Below are 12,247 nucleotides of genomic sequence, written 5' to 3'. Positions count from 1 at the left end.
CCGATCGGGCGGTCCCTTCCCACAGAGGCGGGCAAAGTGCGAAATTTTGTAGAGAAACTGTCAGCGGTCCTGGATCGCGTGGCTGCCGTGACGATGCGGATTGCCGGGGTCGGGCTGGTCCTGATGACGATCTTCATCGCGTGGCAGGTCTTTGGTCGCTTCGTGCTGAACGACACGCCGACCTGGACCGAGTCCAGCTCCATCCTGATCATGGGCTGGTTCCTGTTGCTGGGCGCGGCCGCCGGTATCCGGGAGGGCAATCACCTCAGCTTCGACGTGCTGCTTTTCCTTCTCGGGGATCGGGCCAAGCAGGTGGCCTACACGATTTCCGACATTGTGGTCATCGGTTTTGGCTGCGGGATGGTCGGGTATGGGCTGCAACTGGCGCTCAAGACCTGGCCCACCACCATTCCCAATCTCGGCATCTCCGGCGGGATCGCTTTCCTGGCGCTGATAACGGGCGGGGCGCTGCTGGTGATCTACTCGGCCGAGCGGCTCTTGCGCCGCGCCGTGGGGCTGCCGACGATCCGCTTCGCCGACAAGCTGGCAGAGGACAGCTGACATGGAACTCTTCGTCCTCTTCGGGTCCTTCACCTTCCTGCTGCTGATCGGCACGCCCGTGGCCTTCTGCCTTGGCGCGTCCTCCTTCGCCACGATCGCCTATATCGGGCTGCCGCCCGTGGTGGTGTTCCAGCGGCTGAATTCAGGCATCTCGGTCTTTGCGCTGATGGCGATCCCCTTCTTCATCTATGCGGGCGAGTTGATGGTCCGCGGTGACATCGCCCGCAGGCTGGTGGCCCTCGCCGGTGGTGTCGTCGGACACCTGCGGGGCGGGCTGGGGCAGGTGAATATCTCGGCCTCCGTCCTCTTCGGCGGTATCTCGGGCTCTGCCGCGGCGGATGCCACGGCCATCGGCGGCATCATGATCCCGCAGATGGCAGAACGCGGCTACGGGCGGGACTACGCGGTCAGCGTGACCGTTATGTCCTCGATCATCGCCCTGATGCTGCCGCCCTCGCACAACCTGATCATCTATTCGATCTCGGCGGGCGGGCGGCTGTCCATCGCCGACCTTTTCACCGCCGGCATCATTCCGGGTCTTGTCTTGGCTCTGTCGCTGATGGTGGTGGCGTGGTGGATCGCACGCAAACGCGGCTACCCGACGGAACGCTTCCCGGGGCTGGGCGCGGTCATGGGCCTTCTGATCAACGCGATCCCCGGCCTGATCCTTGTCGCGATCATCTTCGGCGGCGTTCGCTCCGGTGTCTTCACGGCCTCCGAAAGTTCCTGCATCGCGGTGGTCTACGCGATCCTCGTCACGATCTTCGCCTATCGCACGCTCAGCTGGACGGCCTTCGTGGATGCGACGCTCAACGCAGTGCGGACCTCGTCGATGGTTCTGCTGGTGATCGGCAGCGCGGCCGCCTTCGGCTGGCTGCTGGCCTATATGCGCGTGCCGACCGCCCTGGTCGAAGCGCTGAAGGATGTCAGCGACAACCCGATCGTGATCCTGCTGCTTCTGAACGTCGTGCTGCTGCTGCTGGGCACTTTCATGGACATGTCGCCGCTGATCGTGATCACCACCCCGATCTTCCTGCCCGTCGCCACGGCCTACGGGGTCGATCCGGTGCATTTCGGGATCATCCTGATCCTCAACCTCGGTATCGGGCTTTGCACGCCGCCGGTGGGAGCCGTCCTGTTCGTCGGCTGCGCCGTGGGGCGCATATCCGTGGGCCGCGCGATGCGGTCGATCCTTCCCTTCTACGGGGCGGCGGTCGCGACGCTGATGCTGGTCACCTACATCCCGGCGCTGTCGCTCTGGCTGCCGTCGCTCTTTCATTGAGGTGCCCCGGATGACCCAAGTCAAAACCTTCCCCATCCATCAGCTGGACCGCAGCACAAGGCAGGTCCTGTCGGACAGTCCCGAGCTGATGGTGGTGGCCTTCACCTTCGAAACGGGCGGGGAAGGCGCGCTGCACAGCCACCCGCATGTGCAATCCACCTATGTCGAAAGCGGCCGTTTCACCTTCGAAATGGACGGCGAGACATTCGATGTCGGCCCCGGAGACAGCTTTGTCATTCCCTCGGGCGTGACCCATGGCTGCACCTGCCGCGATGCGGGGCGCCTGATCGACACCTTCACCCCCCGCCGCGACGATTTTCTGTAAAGGAGCCTGATATGCTGACTGTCGAAACCCGCCACGCCGTGCATGCCGATCATGCCAAGGGGATGGATACCGACACCCTGCGCCGGCACTTCCTGTCCGAGGGGATGTTCCGCGCCGGTGAAATCCGGCTCGTCTATACGCATTACGACCGCTTCACCATCGGGGCGGCCGTGCCGGATGGCGGCAAGCTGATCCTCGACAAGGTCGAGGAAACCCGCACCGACACGTTCCTCGAACGGCGCGAGATGGGGATCGTCAATGTCGGCGAGACAGGCCAGGTCTCGGCCGGCGGTGACAGCTGGACGCTGGAACGGGGCGATGTGCTTTATCTTGGACGCGGCGCGGGGGCGGTCACGTTCGAAGGGCAGGGCCGGTTCTACCTGACCTCCGCACCCGCCCATGCAACATTCCCGAACCGGCTGATCACCATCAACGATGCGGTCAAGGTCGAGATGGGCGAGGCCGCGACCTCCAACAAGCGGATCATCAACCAGTTCATCCACCCGCTGGTCATGGAGAGCTGCCAGCTGGTCCTGGGATATACACAACTGGTCGATGGCTCGGTCTGGAACACGATGCCGGCCCATGTCCACGACCGCCGGATGGAAGCCTACCTCTACTGGGGCATGGATGACGCATCGCGCGTCATGCATTTCATGGGCGAGCCGCAGGAAACCCGTCACATGGTCGTCGCCAACGAAGAAGCGATCCTGTCGCCGCCCTGGTCGATCCATTCCGGCGCGGGGATCGGCGGCTATACCTTCATCTGGGCCATGGCCGGGGACAATGTCGATTACACCGACATGGATTTCGTTCAGCCGGGAGAGCTGCGTTGAACCCGTTTTCCCTTGAAGGCCGCCGTGCGCTGGTGACCGGCGCGAATACCGGTATCGGACAGGCCATCGCGCTGTCGCTGGCCGGGCAGGGCGCGCGGGTGACCTGCGCCGGGCGCCGCGATTGCGACGAAACGCTCGGCCTGATCCGCGACGCCGGTGGCGAGGCCGAGGGGCTGATCCTCGATTTTGCCGACCCGATGGCCGCGGCCGATATCTTCGCGGGCGCGGGCTATTCAATCCTGGTCAACAATGCGGGCATCATCCGCCGCGACGACAGCCTCGATTTCACCGAGGCCGATTGGGACGCGGTGATGGATGTGAACCTCAAGGCGCTGTTCTTTACCGCGCAGGCCTTTGCCCGCGCCTGCCTTGCGGACGGTCAGACGCCGGCGGCGATCGTCAACATTGCCTCGCTTCTGTCCTTCCAAGGCGGCATCCGGGTGCCTTCCTACACGGCGTCCAAGCATGGCGTGGCGGGACTGACCAAGATCCTCGCCAATGAATGGGCCGCGAAAGGCATCAATGTGAACGCCATCGCACCGGGCTACATCGCGACCAACAACACCCAAGCCCTGCGTGACGATCCCGAGCGGAGCAAGGCGATACTCGACCGCATTCCGGCCGGACGCTGGGGCGACCCGCAGGATATCGGCGGTACAGCGGCTTTCCTTGCCTCGCCCGCCGCACGGTACATCCATGGCGCGGTTCTGAACGTCGATGGAGGGTGGCTTGCCCGCTGACGATCCCAAGACCCTCCCGCGCTTGCAACGGACCGGGCCGACACCGAAAATCGGGATCGTTCACATTGGCCCCGGCGCATTTTTTCGGGCCTTCAACGCGGTTTACACCCACGAGGCGATGCAGCAATCCGGTGGTGATTGGGGCATCCTGGCGGTCAGCCTGCAAAGCCCGACGGCCCGCGATCAGCTGGCCCCACAGGATGGCTGGTACCAGGCCGTGACGCGTGGCCCCGACGGGGATCACCCGCTGCGGGTCGAGGCGATAAGTCAGGTGCTGGTCGCCCCGGAGGACCCGGGCGCCGTGGTTGCGGCGATGGCCGATCCGTCGGTTCGGATCGTGTCCCTGACGATCACCGAAAAGGGATACCGTCACGTACCGGCCAGCGGCAGGCTCAACATGCACGACCCGGATGTGCAGCACGACCTGTCCAATCCCGACGCGCCGAAGACGGCCGTCGGGTTCCTGGTCGCGGCCCTCGCCGCCCGGCACGCGGCGGGTGTGGCGCCTTTCACCGTGCAATCCTGCGACAACCTGCCGAATAACGGCGCCCTGGCGCGCCGCATCGTTCTGGATTTCGCATCCGCTTTCGATCCGGCGCTGGCCGACTGGATCGCGGCCGAGGTTTGTTTTCCATCCTCCATGGTCGACCGCATTACGCCTGCGACGACCGAACTGGATCTCGACGGGTTGGCCCGTGCCACCGGTGTCCGGGACGAGGCGGCGGTCTTTTGCGAACCCTTTCGCCAATGGGTGATCGAGGACAGCTTTGTCGGCGGCGCGCGTCCCGATTGGGACAAGGTTGGCGCGCAGATGGTGCGGGACGTGGCCGCCCACGAAACGATGAAGCTGCGGTGCCTGAACGGCACCCATTCGACGCTTGCCTATCTCGGCTACCTCGCCGGGTTCCAGACGATTTCAGACACGGTGGCCGCCGACGGCTACGCGCAGATGCTGCGGCGGCTCTGGCGCGATGAAATCCTGCCCTCGGTCCCGCAGCCGGAAGGAGAGGACCTGGCCGCTTATTGCGAGGCCCTGCTGGAACGGTATCGCAACCCCGCGATCCGGCACAGGACCTGGCAGATCGCCATGGACGGCAGCCAGAAATTGCCGCAACGCCTGTTGGGCACCCTGGCCGACGGTCTGGCGGCCGGGCGCGGGGTCGACGGACTGGTCCTCGCCGTGGCGGGCTGGATACGATACATGGGCGGCACCGACGACGCAGGTGCCCCGATCGAGCTGAAGGACCCGCTGGCGGAGCAACTCAAGGCGGCGTCGGACAAGGCGGGCAGCGCTGCCGAACGGGTCGCGTCCTTCCTGTCATTCCGCGATATTTTTCCGGCCGAAATGGCCGAAAACGCGCACCTGACCGACGCCCTGACCCGCGCCTATGCTGCACTCGAGGCCCGTGGCGCCCATGCCTGCGTGAAGGACTATGCCGATGCTTGAAACCTGGCGCTGGTTCGGGCCGCTCGACGATATATCCCTGGCCGAGATTGCCCAGACGGGCGCGACAGGCATCGTCACGGCCTTGCACGAACTGCCCTATGGCGAGGTCTGGAGCAGGGAGGCGATTGCCGCCCGCAAGGCGCTGATCGCCGCGCAGCCGGGCCTGCACTGGTCCGTGGTGGAAAGCCTGCCGGTCCACGAGGATATCAAGCGCGGCGCCGGCAAGCTCGACGGGCTTTTTGCCAATTATCGGCAATCCATGGCCAACCTCGCCGCCGAGGGCGTGACCACCATCTGCTACAACTTCATGCCCCTGCTGGACTGGACCCGTACGGACCTGGACGCGCCCTTGGCTGGCGGAGGCCACGCGCTGCGCTTCGACAGGGTGCGCATGGCGGCCTTCGACGTCTTCATGCTGGAACGGCTGGGCGCAGAGGATGACTACACCCCCGACATCCTGATCCGCGCCAAGGCCTGGATTGACGCCTCTGACGCCGATGACCGCGAGGAATTGCTGACCGCGATCATGGCAGGCTTGCCCGGCGCCTATGCGCGTTTCGATGTGGCGGGGCTGCGCGATGCTTTGGCCGCCTGGCATGGCTTCACAGCGGACGATCTGCGGGCGTCGCTGTCCCACTTCCTGTCCGAGGTGATCCCGACTGCGGAAGAGCTCGGCATGCGCATGTGCGTGCATCCCGACGACCCGCCGCGCCCGATCCTAGGGCTGCCCCGGATCGTCTCGACCGAAGAGGATATCGCGCGGCTCTTTGCGATGCAGGACAGTCGCGCAAATGGCCTGACGCTCTGCACCGGATCGCTGGGCGCGCATCCCGACAACGACCCCGTGCGCATCGCGCGCCGCTTTGCCGACCGCATCCATTTCGCCCACCTGCGCAACGTCGCGAAAGAGCCCGATGGGTCTTTTCAGGAAGCAGCGCATCTTGAGGGCGACACGGATATCCCCGCCGTCCTTGCCGCGCTGCTGGAGGAGGAGGGCAAGCGCCGCAACGCCGGTCGGGCGGATGCCGAGATTCCCTTCCGCCCCGACCACGGACATGCGCTGTTGCAGGATATCGGTCGAAAGACCCATCCCGGCTATCCGCTGATCGGGCGGATGCGCGGGCTGGCCGAACTGCGCGGCGTGATCGCCGGGCTGCGGGCCGGGGCTGCCCATGTCTGACCTGCTGGTTCTGCACCCCGATGATGACGTCGCGATCCTGACAGCGGCACGCAAGGGCCTATCGGCAGCCCACAAGATCGCCCGCCGTCCGATTGCCGCGGGCCACGCCGTGCGCAAATTCGGGCAGATCATCGGCACCGCCCAGACGGACATTGCCGAAGGGGACCATGTGCACAGCCACAACCTGGCCATGTCTTCCCATCAGACCCATCACGAAATCGGCGGCACGCTCGATACCGCTCGTGCGGCCGTCACGCCCCGTGCGCCGGGGACTTTCAAGGGCTACAGGCGCAAGGACGGGCGGGTCGGCATCCGCAATTACGTCGTGCTCTGTGCTACCGTGAACTGCTCGGCCACCGTGATCAGACAGGCGGCGGAAGAGGCGGAACGGCGGGGGATGCTGGACGCCTTTCCCAATGTCGACGGTGTGATCGCCGTGGCCCACGGCACCGGCTGCGGCATGGCGGCCAAGGGGCCGGGCTGGGATAATCTGCAACGGGTGCTCTGGGGCTATGCGACCCATCCCAATACAGGCGCCGCGATCTTTGTCGGGCTGGGGTGCGAGGTGATGCAGATCGCCCAGATGCAGGCACGGTTCGGTCAGGGCCGCTCCCACGCCTTCCACGGCCTGACCATTCAGGACAATGGCGGCACACGAACCACGATCGAGGCGATCCTGGCCAAGCTGGAAACCCTGCTGCCCGAGGTCAACGACATCACTCGCGAAGATTGCCCCAGTTCGGAGCTGATGATCGGTCTGCAATGTGGCGGCTCGGACGGGCTGTCGGGTGTCACGGCGAATCCGGCACTCGGCCTGGCCGTCGACCGGCTGGTCGCCGAGGGCGGCACCGCGATCCTGTCGGAAACGCCCGAGATCTACGGCGCCGAAAGCCTTCTGCTGTCCCGCGCCGTGTCCCGGGACGTCGGGCAGAAACTGCTGGACCGCCTGGATTGGTGGGAAACCTATACTCGGATGAACGGGGCCGAGATGGACAACAACCCGTCGCCGGGAAACAAGGCGGGCGGTCTGACGACGATCCTGGAAAAATCCCTGGGCGCGGTTGCCAAGGCTGGCAACGGGCCGCTGGCCGACGTGGTCGAATACGGGCAGACGGTGACCGAGCGGGGCTTGATTTTCATGGATACGCCGGGCTTCGACCCGGTGTCGGCCACGGGGCAGATTGCCGGCGGTGCGCATCTGATCGTCTTCACGACGGGGCGCGGATCGGCCTTCGGCTCAAAGCCCGCGCCGACGCTGAAACTGGCCACGAATGACAGGCTGTACCGTTCGATGCGCGACGATATGGACATCAATTGCGGAGATATCCTGACAAGCGATAGCACGCTGGATGCCAAGGGCGATGAGATCTACGACGCGATCCTGGCCGCGGCCTCCGGTGATGCAACGAAGAGCGAGGCCTTGGGTCTTGGCGATCACGAATGTGTCCCCTGGCAGATCGGCGCCGTCATGTGACGGCCCGGCGCGGGACCGCCTTTCGGATCACTCCTGCGTCGCCAGATAGGCGATGACGTCCGCAATTTCCGTGTCGCGGCGCAGACCGGCAAAGGACATCCGGGTGCCCTTCATGAATTCCCGTGGCTTGGCCAGGAATGCGGCCAGATTTTCCTCGGTCCAGACCAGCCCGTCGGCGGCGGCATCCTCCAGCGCGCTGGAATAACTGAAATCCTCGACCGCCCCGGCGGGGGCGCCGACGATCCCGTTCAGCACCGGCCCCGTGCGCGATTGCGCGTCCGCGCCGACCTGGTGGCAGGCCTTGCATTTGCGAAAGACCTTTTCGCCGGCATCCGCGTCGCCCTCGGCCAGGGCGGGAGCGGCGAAAACGGACAGGATCAACAGGGCGGGCAGGGTGCTTTTCATGTATTCCTCCAGCATCTTTGCGGCGAAGGTAGGGGCAAAGCACCGGGTCTCAAATGCGACGATGGTCCCTACGACCTAAGCCGTACGCCACCTTGTGGCGCGGCCTTCCCAGACCTGCAGGACGCCGTATTCCAGCACCAGCATCAGCGCGACAAAGCTGAGCGCGTAGGCCAGCACATAGCCGGTTTCGAACAGCTGGAAATAGAGGTGGATCTGGAACCCGATCCCGTCGCTGCGCCCGAGGAATTCGACCACCAGCACGATTTTCCAGATGATGGCGAGGCCATTGCGTGTGCTGGCCGCGATGAAGGGCCAGAGCTGCGGCAGGATCACGTGCCGCAGCCGCGTCAGTGCCGGCATCCGGTAGGCGCGGGACATGTCCGACAATTGCCGGTCCAGCGCATGAACGCCTTCGCGCAGGGTCACCGCCACCATCGCGGTCTTGTTCAGCGCGACCGCCGTGATCGCCGCGACCTCGTTCAGCCCGATCCAGAGATAGCAGAGCACGATCACCACCAGCGCGGGGATGTTCAGCAGCACCACCAGCCAGGGCGCGAACCACCGGTTCAGCCGCGGGTTCATGCCAAGGGCGATGCCGATCAATAGCCCAAGTCCCATGGCGAGCGAAAACGCCAGGATCACCCGACGCAACGTGGCCCAGAGGTGGCGTTGCAATTCGCCGCTCGCGGCCTCCTGGGTTAGGATCTGCCAGACCGCGGATGGTCCGGGCAGCACCGAAGGGTCGTTGCCCAGCCGTGCCGCGACGACCCAAAGTCCGACCAGCGCCGCCAGCGAAATGGCGACGACATGGGCAGGGGATTGGGCGGCGCGATCCGACATGGCGCGAAGCTTGCCACGGGTCCTGCGATCCGCCCACCACCAAATGGCCAAGTGTCGACCAAGGTCGCATATGGCGGGCCCCTGCGCGGGCCTACTCTGACGCCATGAACGCCGATCGCATGTTTTCCCGACTGATGCGGGCCGTCCTTTTCTGGCTTGTCATGGCCGTGGGGGCGATCGGTGAACCCTTGGGCCGCGATCAACTGGCCCCTCTTGTCGTGCCGCCCATGTCGCTGGGGGAAAGGATCAACGACGAAGGGGTATGGGAGCTGTTGAATTCCGGCGGGGCCCAGGCCGGATATGTCTTCGAAACCGAACCGATGGCGCCGCTGCCCGGGTTTTCCGGTGCGCCGATCAACGTGCTCGTCGTGCTGGACCTGGATGGCCGGTTCCTCGACGTGCAGCTGATATCCCACAACGAACCGATCTTCGTGTCGGGGCTGGGCCAGGCGCCGTTCCACAAATTTTTCGAACAATATCGGGGGCATTCGATCTCGGACAGCCTGGTGGTCGGCACGCCCTACGGCGCTGGCTCCGATGGCAGCGCGCTCGTCTATCTGGACGGCGTGACCAAGGCGACGGCGTCGGTCCGCATCGCGCATGAAAGCATCCTGGCCGCGACGCTCAAGGTCGCGCGCGAGAAGATGGGCGGGGTGGCGTCCGGCCCGCCCGCCTATCCGGACCTCGAGAACGAGGAGGAATTGACCTGGCAGGACCTCCTCGACCAGGGTCTGGTTACCCGCAAGACCGTCCTGAATTCCGAGATCGACGCGGCCTTCGCCGGCACCCTGTGGGAGGACGACGACCCAGAAGCGCAGGCCGATCCTGACGGTGTCTACCTCGACCTCTGGATCATCGATGTCGGCCCCCCAGCGATTGCCGAGGCCGTCCTGTCCCAGGGCAGCCTGCGCGAATTGCGCGGCTTCATGGAGATCTCGACGACCGATGAACCGATCCTCGTGGTGGAAACCGCGCGGCACGGGCTGGTGACTGATGATTTCGTCCGCAACACCTCGCCCGATTTACTGAGCGCGGAACAGGCGGGCTTTCCCGTGGCCCTGCGCGATGCCGATATCTACGTCCAGATGAACGACGCCGTGCCGGACGCGGTGCGGGACGGGACGGCCCTTATCCTGCGCACGGATCGCCGGTTGGGCTTCGATCCGACCCTGGAATGGACATTGCAGATCAAGGCGTTGCGTGAACACGGTGTGTTCCAGCCTGAAATCGGTTCGGTCCAGCTGACAGCGACACATGTGACCGATGACAGGTTCTTCATCACGCCGGAGGTGCGCAAACCCGTTCCGCCCTGGCGCGAGGCCCTGCGCAACCGGGCGCCCGACCTCGTGGTGCTGGGCCTCTTCCTGACGGGGCTCCTGCTCCTGTTGGGGCGACGACTGAACCGGCTGGCCGGGCACCGCCATTTCACGCCCATTCGGTTGGGTGTCCTCGCCTTCGTCATCGGATTTGTCGGCTGGTGGGGGCAGGGACAATTGTCCATCGCCACGCCACTCGGGGTGGTCCGCACGCTTAAGGATGGCGGAAGTTTCGCCTTCCTCCTCTATGATCCGTTTTCGCTGGCGCTTTGGGGGGTGACGATCCTCGGCTTCGTCCTCTGGGGGCGCGGTCTGTTCTGCGGATGGCTTTGCCCGTTCGGTGCGATGCAGGAATTCGCCCACCACCTGGGCCGCCTGCTGCGCCTGCCGCAATACGAGGTGTCAGAGGTCTGGGATCGCCGGCTGAAATGGATGAAATACGTGGTCCTCTTGGTCCTGGTCGCGGTGCTGTTCACGGCGCCCGCCCGTCTGGACAAGGCGATCGAGGTCGAACCCTTCAAGACCGCCATCACTACCTATTTCCTGCGCGAATGGTACTACGTCGCCTATGCGGCGGGTCTGCTGCTGCTGTCCATGATCCTGTTCAAGGGGTTCTGCCGCTATGTCTGCCCACTGGGCGCGGTCATGGCGATCGGCGGTCTGCTGCGCGGGCGCGATTGGATCGAACGGCGCGCGGAATGCGGATCGCCCTGTCAGCTGTGCAAGGTGAAATGCGCCTACGGGGCGATCCGGCCGAGCGGAGCGATAGATTACAGCGAATGTTTCCAATGCCTTGATTGCGTGACCATCCATGATGATCCCGCACAATGCGTGCCTTTGATCATCCAGGCTCGTCGAAATAGGGGCCTGAGCAAGATGGCCGCACGATGACGCTGACCCGCCGCCGTTTCCTCACCATTTCGGCCGCGAGCCTGGCCGCCGGACCCGCGCGTGCGGCAAGGTCGACCTGGCAAGGGCGGGCGCTTGGCGCCGATGTGTCGATCACGATCCATGGGCCGCGCGAGGTTGCCGAGCCCGCCCTGCAAGCGGCCCGGACCGCAATTGCGCGGGTGGAGGCCGAGTTCAGCCTTTTCGATCCGACCTCCGCGCTGTCCCGGCTCAACCGAAGCGGCCGCATCGCGCAACCCGACCCGATGATGCTGGACCTGTTGCAGGCGGCGGACCGGGTGAACCGCATGACAGCGGGCCTCTTCGATCCGACCATCCAGGCGCTCTGGCGTGCCCTCGCAGACGGGAGCGATACCGGGGTCGCCCGCAAGGCCATCGGCTGGGATCGCGTACGCGTCGCACGCGACGCGGTGGAGCTGGACAAGAGCCAGTCGCTCACGCTCAACGGTATCGCGCAGGGGTATGCGACCGACCTGGTCGCCGATCTGTTGCGGGGTGCAGGGTTGGACCGGACGCTGGTCAATATCGGTGAATACCGGGGGCAGGGCGGGCCATGGCGCCTGTCTTTGGAGGACCCGACCTTTGGGCCGCTAGGCCTGCGTGTGCTTCACGACGGGGCCATCGCGACCTCCAGCCCGATGGCAATGTCTTTGGGGGGCTCGGGTCACATCCTGCACGCCCATGCCAAGCCGCGCTGGTCGACGGTGTCGGTGGAGGCAGCGTCGGCGACGTTGGCCGACGGCCTCTCCACCGCCCTGACACTTGCCCCGATGGATATGATCCGCGCCTTGCCCGGCCGCCATGGCATCCACCGGATCACGCTGGTCGACCTGAACGGCGATCTTTCGACCCTCACTGCCTGATCTCACGAAAACCCACCCCACGAAAAAAGCCCGCGCTTTCGCGCGGGCAGTCAGTCCAACAGGGGAGGA

The 12,247-nt window shown here is 65.2% G+C and carries 12 protein-coding genes; 10 read left to right on the top strand and 2 right to left on the bottom strand.

The features are described 5' to 3' along the window. Positions 1–36 precede the first annotated feature (36 nt). From ATO9_RS14120 to ATO9_RS14085, 8 genes are read left to right on the top strand one after another with little or no spacing between them, the layout of a single operon-like run. Positions 37–561 (top strand): TRAP transporter small permease, encoded by a 525-nt coding sequence (locus tag ATO9_RS14120; RefSeq protein ID WP_043750259.1) that lies wholly within the window; start codon positions 37–39, stop codon positions 559–561. Between the two features lies 1 nt (position 562). Further along, a complete protein-coding gene (locus ATO9_RS14115; RefSeq protein ID WP_043750256.1) occupies positions 563–1,843 on the top strand; it encodes a TRAP transporter large permease in 1,281 nt (426 codons plus the stop codon). A 10-nt stretch (positions 1,844–1,853) separates the two neighbouring features. Further along, positions 1,854–2,168 carry a cupin domain-containing protein gene (locus ATO9_RS14110; protein ID WP_043750254.1) on the top strand — a complete coding sequence of 105 codons (315 nt, stop codon included), beginning with the start codon at positions 1,854–1,856 and terminating at the stop codon, positions 2,166–2,168. 11 nt (positions 2,169–2,179) lie between these two features. Next, positions 2,180–3,004 carry a 5-dehydro-4-deoxy-D-glucuronate isomerase gene (gene kduI / locus ATO9_RS14105; RefSeq protein WP_043750252.1) on the top strand — a complete coding sequence of 275 codons (825 nt, stop codon included), beginning with the start codon at positions 2,180–2,182 and terminating at the stop codon, positions 3,002–3,004. Continuing rightward, positions 3,001–3,744: a 2-dehydro-3-deoxy-D-gluconate 5-dehydrogenase KduD gene (gene kduD / locus ATO9_RS14100; RefSeq protein ID WP_043750248.1), complete on the top strand. Its 744-nt coding sequence runs from the start codon at positions 3,001–3,003 to the stop codon at positions 3,742–3,744. Before kduI ends, kduD begins: the two co-directional genes overlap by 4 nt. Continuing rightward, complete coding sequence (locus tag ATO9_RS14095; protein WP_052418332.1) at positions 3,722–5,191, top strand: mannitol dehydrogenase family protein; 1,470 nt, start codon at positions 3,722–3,724, stop codon at positions 5,189–5,191. The genes kduD and ATO9_RS14095 overlap by 23 nt, the downstream gene beginning before the upstream one ends. After that, complete coding sequence (gene uxuA / locus ATO9_RS14090) at positions 5,184–6,371, top strand: mannonate dehydratase (protein WP_043750245.1); 1,188 nt, start codon at positions 5,184–5,186, stop codon at positions 6,369–6,371. Before ATO9_RS14095 ends, uxuA begins: the two co-directional genes overlap by 8 nt. Continuing rightward, complete coding sequence (locus tag ATO9_RS14085; protein ID WP_043750243.1) at positions 6,364–7,845, top strand: UxaA family hydrolase; 1,482 nt, start codon at positions 6,364–6,366, stop codon at positions 7,843–7,845. The genes uxuA and ATO9_RS14085 overlap by 8 nt, the downstream gene beginning before the upstream one ends. 27 nt (positions 7,846–7,872) lie before the next feature. Here the strand turns inward: ATO9_RS14085 and ATO9_RS14080 are convergent, their stop codons facing one another. Together ATO9_RS14080 and ATO9_RS14075 are read right to left on the bottom strand one after the other, a co-directional pair. Continuing rightward, on the bottom strand, positions 7,873–8,250 hold the full coding sequence (locus ATO9_RS14080; protein ID WP_043750240.1) for a c-type cytochrome: 378 nt from the start codon (positions 8,248–8,250) through the stop codon (positions 7,873–7,875). A 75-nt stretch (positions 8,251–8,325) separates the two neighbouring features. Next, complete coding sequence (locus ATO9_RS14075; protein WP_043750237.1) at positions 8,326–9,090, bottom strand: ABC transporter permease; 765 nt, start codon at positions 9,088–9,090, stop codon at positions 8,326–8,328. A gap of 119 nt (positions 9,091–9,209) precedes the next feature. Here ATO9_RS14075 and ATO9_RS14070 point away from each other — a divergent pair, with 119 nt between their 5' ends. Both ATO9_RS14070 and ATO9_RS14065 read left to right on the top strand, forming a co-directional pair. Continuing rightward, positions 9,210–11,297, top strand: a complete 2,088-nt coding sequence (locus ATO9_RS14070; RefSeq protein WP_043750553.1) for a 4Fe-4S binding protein — start codon at positions 9,210–9,212, stop codon at positions 11,295–11,297. Continuing rightward, positions 11,294–12,178: an FAD:protein FMN transferase gene (locus ATO9_RS14065; protein ID WP_043750235.1), complete on the top strand. Its 885-nt coding sequence runs from the start codon at positions 11,294–11,296 to the stop codon at positions 12,176–12,178. The genes ATO9_RS14070 and ATO9_RS14065 overlap by 4 nt, the downstream gene beginning before the upstream one ends. The last annotated feature ends 69 nt before the right edge of the window (positions 12,179–12,247 follow it).

The sequence above is a fragment of the Pseudooceanicola atlanticus genome, from assembly GCF_000768315.1.
GTDB classification, from domain to species: Bacteria; Pseudomonadota; Alphaproteobacteria; order Rhodobacterales; family Rhodobacteraceae; genus Pseudooceanicola; species Pseudooceanicola atlanticus.
This window is presented reverse-complemented; position numbering and strand designations above follow the sequence as displayed.

What these genes read in the sequence shown, in the direction of transcription:
- ATO9_RS14115 (WP_043750256.1), top strand. Translation starts at nt 563, where the DNA reads ATGGAACTCTTCGTCCTCTTCGGGTCCTTCACCTTCCTGCTGCTGATC.
- ATO9_RS14110 (WP_043750254.1), top strand. Translation starts at nt 1,854, where the DNA reads ATGACCCAAGTCAAAACCTTCCCCATCCATCAGCTGGACCGCAGCACA.
- kduI (WP_043750252.1), top strand. Translation starts at nt 2,180, where the DNA reads ATGCTGACTGTCGAAACCCGCCACGCCGTGCATGCCGATCATGCCAAG.
- ATO9_RS14095 (WP_052418332.1), top strand. Translation starts at nt 3,722, where the DNA reads ATGGAGGGTGGCTTGCCCGCTGACGATCCCAAGACCCTCCCGCGCTTG.
- uxuA (WP_043750245.1), top strand. Translation starts at nt 5,184, where the DNA reads ATGCTTGAAACCTGGCGCTGGTTCGGGCCGCTCGACGATATATCCCTG.
- ATO9_RS14085 (WP_043750243.1), top strand. Translation starts at nt 6,364, where the DNA reads ATGTCTGACCTGCTGGTTCTGCACCCCGATGATGACGTCGCGATCCTG.
- ATO9_RS14080 (WP_043750240.1), bottom strand. Translation starts at nt 8,250, where the DNA reads ATGAAAAGCACCCTGCCCGCCCTGTTGATCCTGTCCGTTTTCGCCGCT.
- ATO9_RS14075 (WP_043750237.1), bottom strand. Translation starts at nt 9,090, where the DNA reads ATGTCGGATCGCGCCGCCCAATCCCCTGCCCATGTCGTCGCCATTTCG.
- ATO9_RS14070 (WP_043750553.1), top strand. Translation starts at nt 9,210, where the DNA reads ATGTTTTCCCGACTGATGCGGGCCGTCCTTTTCTGGCTTGTCATGGCC.
- ATO9_RS14065 (WP_043750235.1), top strand. Translation starts at nt 11,294, where the DNA reads ATGACGCTGACCCGCCGCCGTTTCCTCACCATTTCGGCCGCGAGCCTG.